This window comes from Armatimonadota bacterium, from assembly GCA_031081585.1.
Classification (GTDB): domain Bacteria; phylum Sysuimicrobiota; class Sysuimicrobiia; order Sysuimicrobiales; family Humicultoraceae; genus Geohabitans; species Geohabitans tengchongensis.
Genome location: JAVHLY010000002.1, coordinates 93838 through 111789 on the forward strand (window position 1 = coordinate 93838; position 17952 = coordinate 111789).

Consider the following 17952-nt stretch of genomic DNA (forward strand, 5'->3'; position numbering starts at 1 on the left):
GCGCTCCCCCGGCCCCGCCGGCCTCAGGCCACCGCTCCTCCGGTCCCCTGAGATCATCCGTCACCGCCCCCCAGCCCGGGGACTTCCCGTTCCGGCTCCATCACCGGGGCGCGTGCAGCGGGTGCAGGCGCCCATCGCACCCGCAGCCGCAGCAGCCGCTCGCTGCCGATCAGGCAGAAGAGGATCAGCCCGTTGAAGACGTCGGTCACCCGGGCCGGCATCTGCAGCGCCACCCGCATCACGTCCCCGCTGGCGAAGATGATCCCGAGGAAGAGCGCGGTGGCGATCACCGCCAGCGGGTTGTTGCGGGCGAGCCAGGCCACGATGATGGCCGCGTAGCCGAAGCCCAGCGAGATCTGGTTGGGGTCGAGCAGGCGGTGGTGGATGCCGCCCACTTCCCCCACCCCGGCCCATCCCGCCGCCCCGCCGGCCAGGAGCATGACGAGCAAGGTCACCCGCGCCGGCCGCATGCCCGCATACCGCGCCGCCTCGGGACTGTGCCCCTGGACGCGGATCTCGAAGCCCAGCCGCGTGCGGGCCAGGAGCAACGCCGCGCCCACGGCCAGCAGCAGCCCGAGGGCGAGGGTGGGCCAGTGGATGCGCGTGCCGGCCAGCACGGGGATGGTGGCGCCCGGCGGGAAGGCATTGGTGAAGGCGAAGCCGCGCATCTCCGGCCCCTTCCAGGGGCCGTGCACCAGCCAGGCGACGATGTAGAGCGCGATGTAGTTGAGCATGAGCGTGGAGATGACCTCGTTCACGGCGAAGCGCCAGCGCAGCAGGACCGGCAGCGCGCCCCAGGTCGCACCGGCCAGGAAGCCGGCCAGGAACATGGCCGGCAGCTTCCACGCCGCGGGGACGGGGGAGAAGAGGGCCACCCAGGTGGCGCCGATGGCGCCGCAGAGCAGCTGGCCCTCGGCGCCGATGTTCCAGAACTGGGCACGGAAGGCCAGGGCCAGCCCCACGCCGGCCAGCAGCAGGGGGATGGTGTTGCGCACGATCTCCGGCAGGGCCCGGGCGTTGAAGAGGGTCCCCTGGACGATCACGGCGTAGGCGCGCACCGGGGAGACGCCGTAGGCGGCGAAGATCACGCCGGCCAGGAGGAACGCGGCCACGACGGCCCCGGCGGAGACGGTGAGCACCCACCACCCCGGGGGGTCAGGCCGAGGTTCCACCAAGAAGGGGCCGACCCGTCTCATCCCGCGGACTCCCGGGCGGGCTCCCCTCCGGTGCGCTCCGCCGCGGGGGCGGCCGCCTGCCCCGTCATCAGCAGTCCGACCGTCTCCCGGTCGGCTTCGGCGCCCGGCAGGACGGCCATGAGCTGTCCGCCGTACATCACCGCCACCCGGTCGGCGAGGGCCAGGACCTCGTCGAGGTCCTCAGAGACCAGGAGCACCCCGGCCCCCTCGTCCCGCCGGCGCAGGAGCTGGGCGTGGATCTGCTCGGTGGCGCTCACGTCCAGCCCCGAGGTGGGGTGGGCGGCCACGATCAGGCCCGGCCGGCCGGAGAGCTCGCGCGCCAGGATGAGCTTCTGGATGTTCCCGCCAGAGAGGGCGCGCACCGGCGTGCGCGGCCCCGGCGCGGCGATCTCGTACTCGGCGATCAGGCGGGTGGCGAACCCCTCCACCGCCCGCAGGTCCAGGAGCGGGCCGCGGGCGAAGGGCGGGTAGCGGTAGTGGCGCAGCACCAGGTTCTCCTGGACGGTCATCGCCGGCACGACGCCCACGCCGAGCCGCTCCTCGGGGATGTGGGCCGCTCCGGCCTCGAAGACCTCCCGCGCGGTGCGGTTGGTCACCTCGCGCCCCAGCACCCAGACCCGCCCGCGCTCGGCCGGGCGCAGCCCGGTGAGGACCTCCACGAGCTCCCGCTGGCCGTTCCCCGCCACGCCGGCGACGCCCACCACCTCGCCGCCCTGCACCGTGAGGCTCACCCCGCGCACGGCCACGAGCCCCCGGTCGTTGCGCGCCCACACCCCCTCCACCCGCAGGGCCTCGCCCGCCGGCGCCCGCGGCGTGCGGCGCGGGCGGAACTCCACCTCGCGCCCCACCATCATCCGCGCCAGCGTCCGCTTGTCCACGCCGGTCACGGGGAGCGTCCCCACCACGCGGCCGCGGCGCAGCACGGTCACCCGGTCCGCCAGGCCGATCACCTCGTCGAGCTTGTGGGTGATGAAGATCACCGCCTGCCCCTCGGCGCGCATGCGGCGCAAGACGGCGAAGAGGGCCTCGGCCTCCTGCGGGGTGAGGACGCTGGTGGGCTCGTCCAGCACCAGGACCCGGGCGCCGCGCAGCAACGCCTTGAGGATCTCCAGGCGCTGCTGTTCGCTCACCGAGAGGCTCCACACCGGGGCGCGCGGGTCCACGGTGAGGCCGTAGCGCGCGCCCACCTCACGCAGGCGGCGCTCCACCTGGCGGGCGGGGAAGAGCCAGGGGGCGTCGGCCAGGCCCAGCGCGATGTTCTCGGCGGCGGTGTGGCGGCGCACCAGCAGGAAGTGCTGCGGCACCAGCCCGATGCCGAGCGCGATGGCGTCCCGCGGGGAGTGGATGGTGACCCGCCGGCCGCGCAGGAGGATCTCCCCGCCGTCCGGCTGGTGCAGGCCGTAGAGGACGTGCACCAGGGTGGTCTTGCCGGCGCCGTTCTCGCCCAGCAGGGCGTGGATCTCCCCGGCACGCACCTCGAGCGTCACCCGGTCGTTGGCGACGACGCCGGGGAAGGTCTTGGTGATCTCCCGGAGGGCCAGCAGGGGGGCGTCGAGCGACCCCGACCTCTGCCCGCTGTCCGGCAGGCCAGCGAGCGCCACACGGACAGGTTCCCCCGGTGGCGCGGGCACTCCTGCCGGGACGCCGGCGCGTCCGCACTTTCGGCGCGCTGCGGCAGGAGTGGCGGGACCGGGGCGGGAAGCGTACATGCCGAACATTCCCGCATGATGCCACGTCCCGACGGTGAGGCGAACCGATGCTCGTCCGGATGCGCGTGAACGGCGAGTGGCGGACGGCGGAGGTCTGGCCGGGGGCCAGCCTGCTGGCGGCCCTGCGCGACCACCTCGGCCTGCCCGGCGCCAAGAACGCCTGCGAGCAGGGGGAGTGCGGCTCCTGCTCGGTGTGGCTCGACGGCGAGCTGGTCTGCGCCTGCCTGGTGCTGGCAGCCCAGGCGGAGGGGCGCGAGGTGCGCACCGTGGAGAGCCTGGCCGCCGCCGGCACCCTCCACCCCGTGCAGGAGGCCTTCCTGGAGGCGGGGGCGGTCCAGTGCGGCTTCTGCACCCCGGGGCTGGTCGTGGCCGTCACCGACCTGCTGGAGCGCCACCCTGACCCCGACGAGCTGACCGTCCGGGAGGCCCTGGCGGGCAACCTCTGCCGCTGCACCGGCTACGCCAAGATCCTCGACGCGGTCCGCCTGGCCGCGGATCGCCTCCGTCCCGCTCCGGCGTGAGCACCCTGCTCATCGACCGCTGCGAGGTGGTCGTCACCATGGACGAGGCGGGGACCGAGCTCCCGGGCGGCTCCGTGCTGGTCCAGGATGGGGTGATCGCCTGGGTGGGCACGGGTCCTGCCCCGGCGCCGCCCGAGGCGGAGCGCGTGGACGGCCGCGGCCTCGTGGCCCTCCCGGGTCTGGTGAATACCCACCACCACCTCTACCAGGCGCTCACCCGTGTGCGGGCCCAGGACCAGGGGCTCTTCGGCTGGCTGCGCGCGCTCTACCCGGTGTGGGCCGGGGTGGACGCGGAGTGGGCGTGGGCGGCGGCCCGCGTGGGGCTGGCCGAGCTGGCCCTCTCCGGGTGCAGCACGACGACGGACCACCACTACGTCTTCCCGCGCGGCGGCGGGGGGATCCTGGAGGCAGCCATCGCCGCCGCGGCCTCGCTCGGGGTGCGCTTCCACCCCTGCCGCGGGTCGATGGACCTGGGGGCCAGCCGGGGAGGGCTGCCGCCCGACGGGCTCGTGGAGGACGCCGACACCGTCCTGCACCACACCGAAGAGGTGATCCGGCGCCACCATGATCCGCGCCCCGCCGCGATGCTGCGCATCGCCGTGGCGCCCTGCTCGCCCTTCTCCGTCACACCGCGCCTGATGCGCGACGCCGCAGACCTGGCCCGCCGCCTCGGCATCCGCCTGCACACGCACATCGCCGAGACGCGCGACGAGGAGGCCTACTGCCTGGAGACCTTCGGGCGCCGGCCGGTGGAGCTGCTGGAGGAGATGGGCTGGCTCGGCCCCGACGTCTGGCTGGCCCACGCCGTCCACCTCGACGGCGGGGACATCCAGCGCCTGGCCCGCACGCAGACCGCCGTGGCCTGGTGCCCCACCTCCAACCTGCGTCTGGGGTCGGGGATCGCGCCCGCCGCGGCCCTGCTCCGCGCCGGCGTGACGGTAGGACTGGCGGTGGACGGCTCCGCCTCCAACGACAGCGGCCACCTGCTGGCGGAGGCGCGCATGGGGTTGCTGGCCAGCCGCGTCCACGGGGCCGCCACCCTTGGGGCCCGCGAGGTGCTGCGGGCGGCTGCCCGCGGCGGGGCGCTCTGCCTGGGCCGCCCCGAGCTGGGCTCCCTCGTCCCGGGGCAGCAGGCCGACGTGGCGCTCTTCTCCGTGGAGGGGGTGGAGTTCGCCGGGGCGGAGGCGGACCCGGTGGCCGCGCTCCTCTTCTGCACACCGCGCCGGGTGCGCCACCTCCTGGTGGCCGGGCAGTGGGTGGTGCGCGACGGGCGGCTCGTGCGGGCCGACGAGGAGGAGATCGCCGTGGAGGGGCGGCGGGTGGCGCGCCAGATCCTGGCGTGGAGCGAGAGGACGGTGGCGGGATGAGCGTCCGCACCGTGACCCGCACTCGCGGCGTCGTCGGCGAGAGCGCCCGCCGCGTCGACGGGGTCCCCAAGGTCAAGGGGGAGTTTCTCTTCGGCAGCGACCTGTGGGCCGAGGGGATGCTCTACGGCCACACCGTGCGCAGCCCCCACGCGCACGCCCGCATCCGCCGCATCGACGTCTCCGCCGCCCTGGCCACCCCCGGCGTCCACGCGGTCCTCCTGGCCGACGACGTCCCCGGGCGGAAGACCTTCGGGCTGGAGTTCGCCGACCAGCCGGTGCTGGCGTGGGACCGGGTGCGCTACGTGGGCGAGGCGGTGGCGGTGCTGGCGGCGGACGACCCGGAGACGGCCCGCCGCGCCGCCGAGCGGGTGGTCGTGGAGTACGAGCTCCTGCCGGCGGTGACCGACATGGAGGAGGCGCTGCGCCCCGACGTGCCGCGCCTGCACGACTTCGGGAACGTGCTGCGCCACCTGCGCATCGTCCACGGCGACCCCGACGCCGCGGCCGAGGTGTGGGTGGAGGGCTACTACGAGACCGGGATGCAGGACCAGGCCTTCCTCGGGCCCGAGGCCGGCCTGGCCGTGCCCGCCGGCGACGGCGGCGTCGACCTGTACGTGGCCACGCAGTGGCTGCACGTCGACCAGGAGCAGATCGCGCCGTGCCTGGGCCTGCCCAAGGAGAAGGTGCGCCTCTACCTGGCAGGGGTCGGCGGGGCCTTCGGCGCCCGCGAGGACCTCTCCATGCACATCCACGCCTGCCTGCTGGCGCTGCGCACCGGCCGCCCGGTGAAGATCGCCTACGGGCGGGAGGAGTCCTTCTACGGCCACGTCCACCGCCACCCCGCGCGCATCTGGATGCGCACCGGGGCGGCGCGCGACGGCCGGCTGGTGTGCGTGCGGGCGCGCATCCTGCTCGACGGCGGCGCCTACGCCTCGTCGTCGGCGGCGGTCATCGCCAACGCCGCCACCTTTGCGGCCGGGCCCTACGAGGTGCCCAACGCCCTCATCGAGGGGACGTGCGTCTACACCAACAACCCGCCCTGCGGGGCGATGCGCGGCTTCGGCGCGGTGCAGGCGTGCTTCGCTTACGAGGCGCAGATGGACCGCCTGGCCCGGGCCCTGGGGATCGACCCGGTGGAGCTGCGGCGGCGCAACGCCCTGCGCCCGGGGTCGGTGCTGCCCACGGGGCAGGTGGTCCGGGGGAGCGCCCCCGTGCGCGAGGTCATCGACCGCTGCGCCGCCGTCCCGCTCCCGCCCGAGGAACCCCCCGCCGGGCGGAACCCGCTCGCCTACCCCGGCGGCGCCGGCAACGTCTCCCGCGGCGAGCGCCTGCGCCGCGGGGTGGGGTTCGCCGTCGGCTACAAGAACCTGGCCTACAGCGGCGGCTTCGACGACGCGGCCGAGGCGCGCGTGCGCCTCTTCGCCGGCCCGGCCGGTCCGGTGGTGGAGGTGCACAGCGCTGCGGCGGAGGTCGGCCAGGGGGTGCACACGGTGCTGGCCCAGATCGCCCGCACCGAGCTGGGCGTGGAGCAGGTGGTGATCCGCCAGCCCGACACGGCCGTGGGGTCGGCCGGGTCGAGCTCGGCGTCCCGTCAGACGATGATGTCCGGCGGGGCGGTGCAGCTGGCCGCCCAGGCCGTGCGCGACGCCCTGCTGGAGCGGGTCCGCCGCCACGCCGCCGCGCAGGGGCGGGCGCTGCGCGAGCCGCTCACGCTGGCCGGCGGACTGGTTCTCGCGGACGGCGAGCCGGTGGGGGCCATCGCCGACTTCCTGGCCGAGCCCATCGAGGCCACCAGGACCTTCCACCACCGGCGCACCACGCCGCTCGACGCCCGCGGGCAGGGGGACGTCCACGTCGCCTTCGCCTTCGCCGCGCAGCGGGCCGTGGTGGAGGTGGACGAGGAGCTGGGGCTCGTGCGCGTCGTCCAGATCGCCACCGCGCAGGACGTGGGGCGGGCCATCCACCCGCAGCACGTCTTCGGGCAGATCGAGGGCGGCACCGCCCAGGGCCTCGGCCTGGCGCTGATGGAGGAGCTGCAGCTGCGGGACGGCCGCATCCTCAACCCCTCCTTCACCGACTACCTGATCCCCACGATCCTGGACATGCCCCCGGTGGTCTCCATGCTGGTCGAGGAGCCGGAGCCCGGATTCCCGTACGGGGCGAAGGGCGTGGGGGAGCCGTCGACCGTGGTCTCCACCGCCGCCATCGTGGCCGCGCTGCGCGATGCCACGGGGCGCGAGCTGAACCGCGTGCCGGTGCGCCCGGACGACCTGGTCGGACTCGCCCCGCCGGTGCGCCCGCGTGCCGGCTGGCCGCCGGCCCCCGATGTCCCCGGGCCGGAGCCGGTGCCGCACTACTACGGCCTCTCCACCGGGCAGGCGGTGCTGGGGGGGACGGTGGGGAAGGCCCCCTGACACCGGGAGCACTACTCTCCTGACACCGGGAGCACTACTCCTTGTACGTCAGTACCCGGCCCCACACCCGCGCGGTGCCCCAGAGGCCGGAGCGCATGCACTCGAGCTCCACGATCTGGCTGTGGTCGACGAAGAGGTTGACCTCCGGGCCGTAGTGCCTGATGTACCATTCGAAGACCGGCGGGTCGGCGGCCTCGAACATCACCCGCTCCAGCCCCAGCGCGTTGATCAGCTTCGCCACCACGTCGGTGCGCCAGGTCCGGACGTTCTCGGTGATCCCCTCCGACTCGACCATGATCATCCAGGCCCCGGCCTCCAGGTACCGTCGGGCCTGCGCGATGGCCCACTCCACGTCGCGCGTGCCCTCGGCCTCGAGGGCCTCGACGGCGCTGGCGCCGCCGGCCCCGAACTGGATGCCCACCTCCGGTTTCGGTTTGAGGCCGGCCTGCTGCACCCGCTCGATCAGGCGCACGACGTCGTCGGTGGGCAGCGTGATGAAGCCGGTGGAGAGCTCCAGGATGTCGAACCCGACCGCCCGGACCTCCTCGACGTAGCGGTCGACCGCGTCCGGCCCCTGGAGGAGCACGCGTTCGATGAAGCCGCCCGTGGAGACCTGGACGTCGTAGCGGTGGCAGAGCTCGATGAGCTCCACCAGCCGGTCGCGCGGCATGAGGGCGAACGACCCGCCGGCGAACTTGAGGCTGTCCACCCAGGCGCCCATCGTCTCCAGGATGTCCTCGAGATACCGCCGGCCCATGGGCGTGTAGTAGGGGCCGCGGATCTCGGTGACGCCGCGTGTCCGGGGCTTGCGGCCCCGCTCGTTGAGCCGGATGAACGCGAACGCCCGCTCGGATGGCTCGATGGCGCTCATCGTCTCCCCTCCTGGCCGATCGCTTCCAGGAGCCGCGTCAGCTCGCGCACGGTGATCCCCTCCAGTCCGGCCACCGCCTCCACCACCGCCCGCCGCTGTCTGGCGTCGGTGAAGGGTGCGGCCAGCCGCTCGAACTTCTCCACCACCCCCGCCCACGGCATCGGGCGGGTGTGGAACCCTTCGTAGTCCCGCTTCTCCACCGAGAGCACCCGCCCGTCGCGGAGCACGACGCGCAGCCGCGCCGGCATCTCGGCCGGGAAGCGCCGGCTGAGCGCCTCGTCCGGTTGGACCACGACCCGGCGCAGCAGGGCCTGCACGTCCTGGCGCTCGATCCGCTCGGGGGTGTACTGCTCCGGGCCGAGGGCGCCGTCCAGGGCGGCCACGGCCAGCATGTAGGGCAGGCTGTGGTCGGCCTCCTCCTTGGTCCGGACCTCGTACTTGTCCCCTTCCGCACCGCCGCCGATGATGTGAAAGGCGACGTCGAAGGTGTCGAGCTCGATCCGCTCGATCTCCTCGCCGCCGAACCCCGCCGCGGCCCTGAGCTCCAGCAACCCTTCGAGGGCCGACTGGGCGTGAATCTCCGCATTGTACTTCTTCACGACGGTGCGGCGCACGGCCTCGAGGTCCTCCCGGCTCCAGTCCAGGCTGAACCGCCCGGCGATGGCGTCCATGAAGCCCTTGGTGCCCTCGAAGACCTCCAGCGGCCCGGTGATCCCGCGCATGGCCAGGAAGACCGCATGCGTGGCCCCGAAGGCGGCGTTGGGGTACGCCAGCCCCTTCCAGTGGGAGAGCCGGCCGGTGCGCGTGACCCGGAGCGCGTTGAAGGCCGTGCCGCTGATGGCGATGCCGTGCGCCGCGCGCGCCGCGTCCAGTCCCAGCGCCCGGGCGACGCCCGCGGCCGCCGCGTAGGCCCCCTGGGTCACGTGGTCGAACCCCCGGGCCCGCACCGGGGCGACCTCGGAGAGCCGGCACTGCACCTGGTAGGCGACGGCCAGCGCCGCCAGCAGGTCGCGGCCGCTGGCATCGGCGGACTCGGCGGCCGCCAGCACGGCGCCCAGGTTGTCGCTGGGATGGCAGGTCTCGCCGGGGGCCAGGAAGCTGTCGTTGAAGTCCAGGTAGCGCACCAGGGCCCCGTTGTAGAGCGCGGCGCGGTCCGGCGCGGTGCGCCCCCCGCCGATGAGGGACGCCAGCGGGCGGCCGCCGAACGCCTCCAGGTGCCCGCGCAGGGCGCGGAGGGGCGTGCCGTCCAGCGCGCCGATGGCGCAGCCGAGCGCGTCGAGCACCCGGAGCTTGAGCTGCTCCCGGGCTGCCGCCGAGAGATCCTCGTCGCTGGCCCGCACGGCGAAGGCGGCCAGGTGCTCCACCATTGTCATGGTCCGTCTCCTGGTCCTCCGGGGAAGTCATGGTAGCACGCGCCGGCGGCGCATGGGGGGCAGGGGCGGAGATCTCGCGTCCGCGGCCGGCGCCGCCGGAGACGGCGTCAGCCCGCGACCGACTGCCCCCGGTAGGCCCACCCCGTCAGGCGCCGCTCCACCAGCGCGAAGACCACGAAGAGGGCGACCCCCATGGCCGCCACCACGACGAGGCCCGCGAAGACCAGCGGGACTTCGAAGCGGGCGCTGGCCGCGATCATCAGGTAGCCGATGCCACGGTTGGCCGCCACCGTCTCGGCGATGATGGCGCCGACGAAGGCCAGCGTCACCGCCACCTTGAGCGAGGCGAAGAAGTAGGGCAGCGAGCGGGGGAGGCCGATCTTCAGGAAGATCTCCCGCTTGCTCGCCCCCAGCGACCGCAGCACGTCCTGCAGCTCTGGCTCCAGCGTGGCCAGCCCGGTGGCCACGTTCACCACGATGGGGAAGAACGAGATGAGGAAGGCGGTGAGGATGGCCGGGACGGTGCCGATGCCGAACCAGATGACCAGCACGGGCACGATGGCCGCCTTGGGCACGCTGTTGAACCCCACCAGCAGCGGGTAGAGGGCGCGATAGACCAGGGCGGAGTAGCCGATGGCCAGGCCGAGGAGCATCCCGCCCACCAGCGCCAGCCCGAACCCCACCAGCGTCGTGTAGAGGGTCTGGGCCGCGTTGAACCAGATCGCCCCCTCCCAGGCCCGGTAGGCGGCCCACACCGCCCGCGGCCCCGGCAGGACGAATGGCTCGACGCCGAGGAGCTCCACACCGACCTCCCAGAGGAGGAAGGCGCCGAGGATGACCAGCACCGGCGGCGTCCACTCGCGCAGCTGCCGGGTCATGGTCCGGCCCTCTCTCGGTGGAGGCCGTGCGCGCCGTGGTCCGGGCCGCCGCCGGGTCCTGCGGCGGCCTCCCCGCCACCGCCGATGTGCCGGCGCACCGCGTGGTAGAGCTCCGTGAACGCAGGGGTGAAGGTGTCCTCCAGCGTCCGCGGCCGGGGGAGAGGGACGGGTGCCGCGTACACCAGCCGCCCCGGGCGCGGGCTCATCACGTAGACCGTGTCGGCCAGGAAGATGGCCTCGCGCAGGTCGTGGGTCACCAGCACCACGGTGAAGCGCCGCTCCAGCCACACCCGCTGCAGGACCTGCCAGAGCTCTTCGCGCGTGAAGGCGTCGAGCGCCCCGAAGGGCTCGTCCAGCAGCAGCAGGAGCGGGTCGTGGATCAGCGCCCGACACAGGTTCACCCGCTGCTGCTGCCCGCCGGAGAGCTGCCAGGGGTGGCGGTCGCCGAAGCCGTCCATCCCCACCGCGCGCAGCAGCGCCTGCGCCCGCGCCACGTACTCCCGGCGGTGGGTGCGCAGATGGTGCTTGTGCGGGGGCACGATCTCCAGCGGCAGCAGCACGTTGTCCAGGGTGCGTCGCCAGGGGAGGAGGATCGGGTTCTGGAAGGCCATCCCCACGTGCTGCTGCGGGCCCCGCACCGGCCGGCCAGCCACCCACACTTCGCCGCGCGTGGGGCGCAGCAGACCGGCCAGCAGTTTGAGCAGGGTCGTCTTCCCGCACCCGCTGGGCCCGGTGACGGCCACGAAGGCGCCCCGGGGAGCGGTGAGGCTCACGTCCTCGACGGCGGGGACCGCCCGGTGGTCGTGGGTATAGGCGGCACTCACCCCCTCCAGCCGGATGAAGGGCGGGTCGACCGGCACGGGCGCGACGTGGGGGGCGGGCAGCGTCCTCAGCGCAGCGGCGGCAGCATCCGGTCTTTCTTCGGCGGGAGGAAGCGCGGGGTGAAGACCTCGTACCACGTCGGCTTGGTGGGCAGGCCGAAGGCCAGCGCCACCGCGTCGATGGCCCGCGCCAGCCGCTCCGGTCGCACGCCCCCGAAGCCGTCGGCCTGGACCTCCCGGGTGAGGATGTTGGCCCGCAGCGCCAACAGCAGCCGCTCCTGCTCCACCGCCTCGTTCAGCAGCGGGTCGCGGCGCTTGAGCAGCGCCACGGCCTCCTGAGGGGAGGCGATGCTGTCGGCGACCCCGCGGATGAAGGCCCGCACGAACCCCCGCACGGCCGCCGGCTCCCGCTCGAGCAGCGCCCGCGGGGCCATGACGGCGTTCCCGTAGAGCGGCAGCCCGTAGTCGCTGTAGAGGAAGGCCACGATGTCCTCCGGCCGGACGCCGGTGGCCTTCAGGTTGATGAACGCGGTGAAGTAGAAGCCGGTGATGGCGTTCACGCTGCCGCGGATGAGGGAGGGTTCGCGCAGCGGCACGTCCATCGTCACCCACTCCACCGAGTCGGGGTGGATGCCCACGGCGCGGGCGAAGACCGGGAAGAGCCGGCGCGGCGCGTCCCCGGCCGGCGCCCCCAGGCGCTTGCCCACGAGGTCCTGCGGGGTGCGGATGTTCTCGCGCCGCAGCGTGAGGATGGCGAAGGGCGGCGCGTTGAGCACCATGACGAAGGCCACGAGCTCCTTGCCCGGGTTGCGGACGTTGAACTCGATCATCGTGTTGATGTCCGCGTAGCCCAGGTCGTAGGCGCCGCCGGCGATCTTGGCCACCGCGTCGGCGGAGCCGAAGCCGCGGTCGATGGTCAGGTGCACCCCCTCCCGGGCGAAGTAGCCCTTCTCCAGCGCCACCAGGAAGGGGGCCTGGGGACCCTGGAGGAGGAAGTCCAGGGTGAACTTCCAGGTGACGGGACGTGCGGGGCGCGCCGGCGCCTGGGCGAACGCCAGGGTCGTGGTCGCCAGCACCAGGGCGGCCAGGACAGCCCCGCGCAGCAACCGGTGGGCAACCCGGTGGACCATGCGAGCCTCCCCCCTCCCACCTGCCCCCGCGCGGCGGTCACCCGCAGGGCAGGCGTCCGCGGCGAGCAGGTGGAAATCTGATTCCGAGTGTTCCCCGGCCTTTCCTCTCAGACAGCCGCGGGAGGACCTGGCCCGCTCCACGGGGCTGGAGCGGGCCCCTCGATGGGAGGCCGATGAAGACCCTGTTCCGGGGCGCCACCCTCGTCACCGCGACCGACCGGTTTCGGGCCGATCTGCTGGTCGAGGGGGAGCGCATTACCGCCGTCGGCGAGGACCTGCCCGCCTCGGGCGCCACCGTCGTGGACGCCGGGGGGTGCTACCTCCTCCCCGGCGGCATCGACGTCCACACCCACCTGGACATGCCGCTCGACGGGATCACCTCCTCCGACGACTTCTACACCGGCCAGGTGGCGGCCGCTTTCGGCGGCACGACGTCGCACATCGACTTCGCCATCCAGGAGCGCGGCGGGACGCTGCGCGAGGCGCTGGACCGCTGGCAGGCCCGGGCGGAGGGCAAGGCCGTCATCGACTACGGCTTCCACATGACCGTGGCTGACCCCACCCCCGAGGCCCTCGCCGAGATCCCCCGCCTGCCCGAGTGGGGCGTCACCTCCGTGAAGGTCCTCATGGCCTACAAGGGGCGGCTGCAGGTGGACGACGCCGCGCTCTTCACGGTCCTGCGCCTGGCGGGCGCCCACGGGCTGCTCACCCTGGTCCACTGCGAGAACGGCGACGTCGTCGATCTGCTGGTGCGCGAGGCGGTGGCGGCGGGGCGGCGGGAGCCGCGCGAGCACCCCCGGAGCCGCCCGGCGATCCTGGAGGCCGAGGCCACCCACCGGGCCATCGCCCTGGCGGCGCTGGCGGAGGCCCCCCTCTACGTCGTCCACCTCACCTGCGCGGGGGCGCTTGAGGCGGTGCGGGCCGCCCACGCCCGCGGGCAGCCGGTGTGGGCCGAGACCTGTCCCCAGTACCTCTGCCTCACCGCTGAGGCGCTGGAGCGGCCGGGGTTCGAGGGGGCCAAGTTCGTCTGCTCGCCTCCCCTACGCACCGCCGCCGACCAGGCGGCGCTGTGGGAGGGGCTGCGGGACGGCACCCTCGCCGTCGTGGCCACCGACCACTGCCCCTTCTTCTACGAAGGGCAGAAGACGCTGGGGCGCGAGGACTTCAGCCGGATCCCCAACGGCTTGCCGGTGATCGAGGACCGGCTGGTCGTCCTCTACGCGCAGGGCGTGGCCACCGGGCGAATCGACCTGCACCGCTTCGTGGAGGTCACGGCCACCAACCCGGCGAAGCTCTTTGGCCTCTACCCCCGCAAGGGCACGCTGGCGGTGGGTGCGGAGGCGGACCTGGTCCTCTGGGACCCGACGGCCGAGCGCACCCTCAGCGTTGCCCGCCACCACATGCGGGTCGACTACAACCTCTTCGAGGGGATGCGCGTGCGCGGCGTCCCCGTGGGGGTGTGGGTGCGCGGGCGCCAGGTGGTGGACGGCGGCCGCTTCCTGGGCGAGGCGGGGACGGGGCGGTTCCTGCGCCGCCAGCGCTTCGGCCCGTCGCGCCCAGGGGTGGGCGGGCCGGCCGTCTAGGGTGTCACGACGTCTGGAGGTCAGCGCGTCCGGCGTGTGACAACGAAGATATGTCGTTGTCACGGCTACCGGGCGGGGACGGAGCGGAGGCATCGCGATGCGGCACCTGGGCCTGGAGCGGGAGATCGTCGACCGGGAGGTGTACGAGCGGGCGGTGGCCCGCTTGCGCCAGGCGCGCGTGGCGCTGCCGACCTTCGCCGAGCTGGCCGACCCCACCCGGATCCCCGACAGGGTGCAGGAGGCGCTGGCAGCGGTCGACCCGGACGCCCCCGAGCCCCTGAACCTCTACCGAGTGCACTGGTACAATGGCGCCGACCGGCGCCGCGTCGCCGTCCCCGAGCACGTCGTCCTGCCGCGGGCGCTGACCGGCGTGGACGCGCCCATCGTGGTCGCGCTCGGGGACCGCTTCCCGATGATCCACGCCCACAAGGTCCTGGCCGCCTACGGCTGCCTGGCCCCGCGCGTGGTCACCGGCCAGTTTGACCCCACCACCCAGCGGGCGGTGTGGCCCTCCACCGGCAACTACGCCCGCGGCGGCGTGGCCATCAGCCGCATCATGGGGTGCCGGGGCATCGCCGTCCTCCCCGAGGGGATGAGCCGGGAGCGCTTCGCCTGGCTGGAGCGGTGGGTGGCCGAGCCGGAGGACATCGTCCGCACGCCCGGGACCGAGAGCAACGTGAAGGAGATCTACGACCGCTGCCGCGAGCTGGCCCGCGACCCGCGGAACGTCATCGTCAACCAGTTCGCCGAGTTCGGCAACCACCTGGCGCACTACCTGGTGACGGGGCGGGCGCTGGGCCACCTCTACGAGACGCTGCGCGAGCGCACGCCCGGGCTGCGCCTGGCCGCCTTCGTCGCCGCCTCCGGCTCGGCGGGGACGCTCGGCGCCGGTGACTACCTGAAGGAGCGCTACGGGGCCCGCATCGTGGCGGTGGAGGCGCTGGAGTGTCCGACCATGCTCTACAACGGCTACGGCGAGCACAACATCCAGGGGATCGGCGATAAGCACATCCCGCTGATCCACAACGTCATGAACACCGACGTCGTCACCGCGATCTCCGACCGCCACACCGACCGGCTGGGGGTGCTCTTCAGCAGCCCGGCCGGGCAGGCGTACCTGCGCGAGCGGGCCGGGGTGCCGGAGGCGGTCCTGGCGGCGCTGCCGGCGTTCGGCCTGTCGAGCATCTGCAACGTGCTGGCCGCCATCAAGACGGCCAAGCACTTCCGCCTGGGACCGGAGGACTGCCTGGTCACGGTGGCCACCGACGGCGCGGCGCTGTACGCCAGCGAGCGCGAGAAGGTCCTGCGCCGCGACTTCCCGGGAGGCTTTGACGCGGCGGCGGCCGCGGAGGTCTTCGCCGAGTCCCTGCGCGGGGTGGACACCGACCACCTGCGGGAGTGCACGACCCTGGAGCGCCACCGCATCTTCAACCTGGGCTACTTCACCTGGGTCGAGCAGCAGGGGGTCCCGCTGGACGCGTTCGAGGCCCGCCGGCAGCCGCAGTTCTGGACGGCGCTGCGCGACCTCCTTCCGGTGTGGGACGCGCTGATCCGGGAGTTCAACGCCCGCACGGGGGTGCTGGCCGGGCGGTGAGCGCGGTGCCGGTGCCCTCGGTCCTGCGCTGCACGGGGTGCGGCTACGAGGCCCCGGAGCGGGCCGGCTGGCTGGCCCGCTGCCCTCGGGCCGACGCCCTCCCCGAGGTGGACCACGTGCTGGCGGTCCGCCTCGACCACGCGCGCCTGACCTTCCCCCGGGGGACGGAGCCCAACCCCTTCGTGCGCTACCGCACGCTGCTGCGCCCCTACCACCTGGCCCGGGCCGCCGGGATGCGCGACGAGGCCTTCGCTACGCTGGTGGCCGACCTCGACCGGGCCGTGGCCGCCGTGGACGGCCGCGGCTTCGTCGTCACCCCCTGCGTCCCGCAGCCGGCGCTCGGCGCACATCTGGGCTTCGTCCCCTCGGGCGGGGTGTGGGTGAAGGACGAGACCGGCAACGTCTCGGGCTCGCACAAGGCCCGCCACCTCATGGGGCTGTGGCTCTACCTGGAGGTGGAGCGGCGGGCCGGCGGAGGACCGCCCGCTGGCGCGGGGCTCGGGGGCGCCGGCGGGGACGAGAGGCCGGAACTGGCCATCGCCAGTTGCGGCAACGCCGCCCTGGCCGCCGCGGTGGTGGCGCGGGCGGCGCAGTGGCCGCTGCGGGTCTTCGTCCCCACCTCGGCCGACCCGGTGGTTGTCGAGCGCCTCCACCGGCTGGAGGCGCGGGTGGTGGCGTGCGCGCGCGAGCCGGGCACATCGGGCGACCCCACCTACCTGGCGCTGCGCCGCGCCGTGGCCGCCGGCAGCCTGCCCTTCACCTGCCAGGGGAGCGACAACGGGCTGACCATCGAGGGCGGCAAGACGCTGGGCTACGAGCTCGCCGACACGCTGGCCGGGGCGGGGGTCGTCCCCGACCGTCTCTTCGTGCAGGTGGGGGGCGGCGCGCTGGCCAGCGCCGTGGTCCAGGGGCTGGAGGATGCGGTGGCCCTCGGGGTCCTGCCCCGCCTCCCGCGGGTGCACGCCGTCCAGCCGGCGGGGGTGCAGCCGCTGCGGCGCGCCTACGACCGCGTCGTGGCCCGGGCCCTGGGCGGCCTGGACCGGCGTGGCGTGGCCTGGCGCGCGCCGGAGGACGCGCAGGGCGACCGCGCGCGGGCCGACCTCCTGGCCGCCCACCCCGACGCCGTCGAGGAGGCCCTCGCCTACGCCGTCCAGCACCGCCGGGAGTTCATGTGGCCCTGGGAGGAGACGCCGCGCTCGGTGGCGCACGGCATCATCGACGACGAGACCTACGACTGGGCGGCGGTGGTGCGGGCGATGCTGGTGACCGGCGGCTGGCCGGTGGCGGCGACGGAGGGGGACCTCCGGGAGGCCCACCGCCTCGCCCGGGGGACGACCGGCATCCCGGTGGACCCCACGGGGTCGGCCGGGCTGGCCGGGCTGCTGCGCCTGCGGCGCGAGGGCGAGGTGGGAGCGCACGAGCAGGTCGTCGTGCTCTTCACCGGGGTGGAGCGGGTGGGCTGAGGGTCGTCACCGTCACGCGGGGACGACGGCGCCGCGCCCCGGGGGCGCGCGCCGGAGACGCACCGAAGGAGGGATAGGATGAGGAGTTTCCTCGGCCGTGACATCCTCTCGCTCAAGGACTTCGAGCGGATGGAGTACTTCCACGTCTTCCAGGTGGCCGACCGGCTGGCCCCCTACGCGCGGGACCGGCGCAACACCGACCTCCTGAAGGAGAAGACGCTCGTCACCGCCTTCTACCAGCCCAGCACCCGCACCCGGCTCGCCACCGAGGCGGCCATGCTGCGGCTGGGGGGCAAGGTGCTGGGCTTCTCCGACGTGAAGATGACCCGCGCCGGGGACTGGTACCAGGAGTCGATCAAGGACACCGTGCACATGCTCGAGTTCTACGGCGACGTCATCGCCATGCGCCACTTCCAGCAGGGCGCCCCCGCCGAGGCGGCGCGCTGGGCCTCGGTGCCGGTGATCAACTGCGGCGACGGGTGGGGGGAGCACCCCACCCAGGTGCTCACCGACCTCTACACCATCTGGCAGGAGAAGGGCACCCTCGACGGGCTGAAGGTGCTCTGCGTCGGCGACATGCGCATGCGCACCATGCACTCCATCCTCTACGCCATGTCGCAGTTCGACATGGAGGCCTTCATCGTCTCGCCGCGGGAGATGTCGCTCCTGCCGGAGTTCAAGGCGGAGCTGGACGCGCGCAACGTCCGCTACCGCGAGGCCGACAGCGTCGCCGACGTGCTGCGCCACGCCGACGTCATCTACATGGAGCCGGTGGTGCAGCCCGACTACACGAAGCCGCGGGAGGAGGCGGTGGCCGACCGCGGCACCACCCCGGCGGCCTACAAGGTCACCCGGCAGCTCCTGGCCGAGCTGGCCAAGCCCGACGCCATCGTCCTGCACTCCCTGCCGCGCATGGACGAGCTGCCGCCGGACGTGGACGCCACGCGCCACGCCCGCTACTGGATCGAGGCCTTCAACGGGGTGGTGATGCGCATGGCGCTGCTGGCGCTGGTCCTGGGGGCGGTGGAGTAG

14 protein-coding genes are annotated in these 17952 nt (G+C 74.0%); 7 read left to right on the forward strand and 7 right to left on the reverse strand.

Annotated features, from left to right (window positions below; all coding sequences use genetic code 11):
- Positions 1-53: 53 nt before the first annotated feature.
- Positions 54-1196 carry an ABC transporter permease gene (locus RB146_01530; GenBank protein ID MDQ7827663.1) on the reverse strand — a complete coding sequence of 381 codons (1143 nt, stop codon included), beginning with the start codon at positions 1194-1196 and terminating at the stop codon, positions 54-56.
- A complete protein-coding gene (locus RB146_01535; protein ID MDQ7827664.1) occupies positions 1193-2797 on the reverse strand; it encodes an ABC transporter ATP-binding protein in 1605 nt (534 codons plus the stop codon). Before RB146_01535 ends, RB146_01530 begins: the two co-directional genes overlap by 4 nt.
- Before the next feature lie 155 nt (positions 2798-2952).
- Between RB146_01535 and RB146_01540 the strand changes: the two genes are divergently transcribed.
- From RB146_01540 to pucD, 3 genes are read left to right on the forward strand one after another with little or no spacing between them, the layout of a single operon-like run.
- A complete protein-coding gene (locus tag RB146_01540; GenBank protein ID MDQ7827665.1) occupies positions 2953-3426 on the forward strand; it encodes a (2Fe-2S)-binding protein in 474 nt (157 codons plus the stop codon).
- Positions 3423-4793 carry an 8-oxoguanine deaminase gene (locus tag RB146_01545; protein MDQ7827666.1) on the forward strand — a complete coding sequence of 457 codons (1371 nt, stop codon included), beginning with the start codon at positions 3423-3425 and terminating at the stop codon, positions 4791-4793. The genes RB146_01540 and RB146_01545 overlap by 4 nt, the downstream gene beginning before the upstream one ends.
- On the forward strand, positions 4790-7207 hold the full coding sequence (pucD, locus tag RB146_01550) for a xanthine dehydrogenase subunit D (protein MDQ7827667.1): 2418 nt from the start codon (positions 4790-4792) through the stop codon (positions 7205-7207). Before RB146_01545 ends, pucD begins: the two co-directional genes overlap by 4 nt.
- A gap of 34 nt (positions 7208-7241) precedes the next feature.
- Here the strand turns inward: pucD and RB146_01555 are convergent, their stop codons facing one another.
- The 5 genes from RB146_01555 to RB146_01575 form a co-directional block, all read right to left on the reverse strand.
- Positions 7242-8078 carry a phosphosulfolactate synthase gene (locus tag RB146_01555; GenBank protein MDQ7827668.1) on the reverse strand — a complete coding sequence of 279 codons (837 nt, stop codon included), beginning with the start codon at positions 8076-8078 and terminating at the stop codon, positions 7242-7244.
- Complete coding sequence (locus tag RB146_01560) at positions 8075-9451, reverse strand: MmgE/PrpD family protein (GenBank protein MDQ7827669.1); 1377 nt, start codon at positions 9449-9451, stop codon at positions 8075-8077. Before RB146_01560 ends, RB146_01555 begins: the two co-directional genes overlap by 4 nt.
- A gap of 107 nt (positions 9452-9558) precedes the next feature.
- Positions 9559-10329: an ABC transporter permease gene (locus RB146_01565; protein MDQ7827670.1), complete on the reverse strand. Its 771-nt coding sequence runs from the start codon at positions 10327-10329 to the stop codon at positions 9559-9561.
- The gene (locus RB146_01570; protein MDQ7827671.1) at positions 10326-11168 is read right to left on the reverse strand and encodes an ABC transporter ATP-binding protein; all 843 of its coding nucleotides are present in this window, start codon (positions 11166-11168) and stop codon (positions 10326-10328) included. The genes RB146_01565 and RB146_01570 overlap by 4 nt, the downstream gene beginning before the upstream one ends.
- Before the next feature lie 50 nt (positions 11169-11218).
- Positions 11219-12280 carry an ABC transporter substrate-binding protein gene (locus tag RB146_01575; GenBank protein ID MDQ7827672.1) on the reverse strand — a complete coding sequence of 354 codons (1062 nt, stop codon included), beginning with the start codon at positions 12278-12280 and terminating at the stop codon, positions 11219-11221.
- 173 nt (positions 12281-12453) lie between these two features.
- Between RB146_01575 and hydA the strand changes: the two genes are divergently transcribed.
- The 4 genes from hydA (at position 12454) to pyrB (ending at position 17952) form a co-directional block, all read left to right on the forward strand.
- Positions 12454-13863, forward strand: a complete 1410-nt coding sequence (gene hydA / locus RB146_01580; GenBank protein MDQ7827673.1) for a dihydropyrimidinase — start codon at positions 12454-12456, stop codon at positions 13861-13863.
- A 97-nt stretch (positions 13864-13960) separates the two neighbouring features.
- Positions 13961-15457, forward strand: a complete 1497-nt coding sequence (locus RB146_01585; protein ID MDQ7827674.1) for a pyridoxal-phosphate dependent enzyme — start codon at positions 13961-13963, stop codon at positions 15455-15457.
- Positions 15454-16920: a pyridoxal-phosphate dependent enzyme gene (locus RB146_01590; GenBank protein ID MDQ7827675.1), complete on the forward strand. Its 1467-nt coding sequence runs from the start codon at positions 15454-15456 to the stop codon at positions 16918-16920. Before RB146_01585 ends, RB146_01590 begins: the two co-directional genes overlap by 4 nt.
- A 78-nt stretch (positions 16921-16998) precedes the next feature.
- Entirely contained in the window at positions 16999-17952 is a 954-nt protein-coding gene (gene pyrB / locus RB146_01595; GenBank protein ID MDQ7827676.1) for an aspartate carbamoyltransferase, read from the forward strand.

What these genes read in the sequence shown, in the direction of transcription:
- RB146_01530 (MDQ7827663.1), bottom strand. Translation starts at nt 1,196, where the DNA reads ATGAGACGGGTCGGCCCCTTCTTGGTGGAACCTCGGCCTGACCCCCCG.
- RB146_01540 (MDQ7827665.1), top strand. Translation starts at nt 2,953, where the DNA reads ATGCTCGTCCGGATGCGCGTGAACGGCGAGTGGCGGACGGCGGAGGTC.
- pucD (MDQ7827667.1), top strand. Translation starts at nt 4,790, where the DNA reads ATGAGCGTCCGCACCGTGACCCGCACTCGCGGCGTCGTCGGCGAGAGC.
- RB146_01555 (MDQ7827668.1), bottom strand. Translation starts at nt 8,078, where the DNA reads ATGAGCGCCATCGAGCCATCCGAGCGGGCGTTCGCGTTCATCCGGCTC.
- RB146_01560 (MDQ7827669.1), bottom strand. Translation starts at nt 9,451, where the DNA reads ATGACAATGGTGGAGCACCTGGCCGCCTTCGCCGTGCGGGCCAGCGAC.
- RB146_01565 (MDQ7827670.1), bottom strand. Translation starts at nt 10,329, where the DNA reads ATGACCCGGCAGCTGCGCGAGTGGACGCCGCCGGTGCTGGTCATCCTC.
- RB146_01575 (MDQ7827672.1), bottom strand. Translation starts at nt 12,280, where the DNA reads ATGGTCCACCGGGTTGCCCACCGGTTGCTGCGCGGGGCTGTCCTGGCC.
- hydA (MDQ7827673.1), top strand. Translation starts at nt 12,454, where the DNA reads ATGAAGACCCTGTTCCGGGGCGCCACCCTCGTCACCGCGACCGACCGG.
- RB146_01585 (MDQ7827674.1), top strand. Translation starts at nt 13,961, where the DNA reads ATGCGGCACCTGGGCCTGGAGCGGGAGATCGTCGACCGGGAGGTGTAC.
- pyrB (MDQ7827676.1), top strand. Translation starts at nt 16,999, where the DNA reads ATGAGGAGTTTCCTCGGCCGTGACATCCTCTCGCTCAAGGACTTCGAG.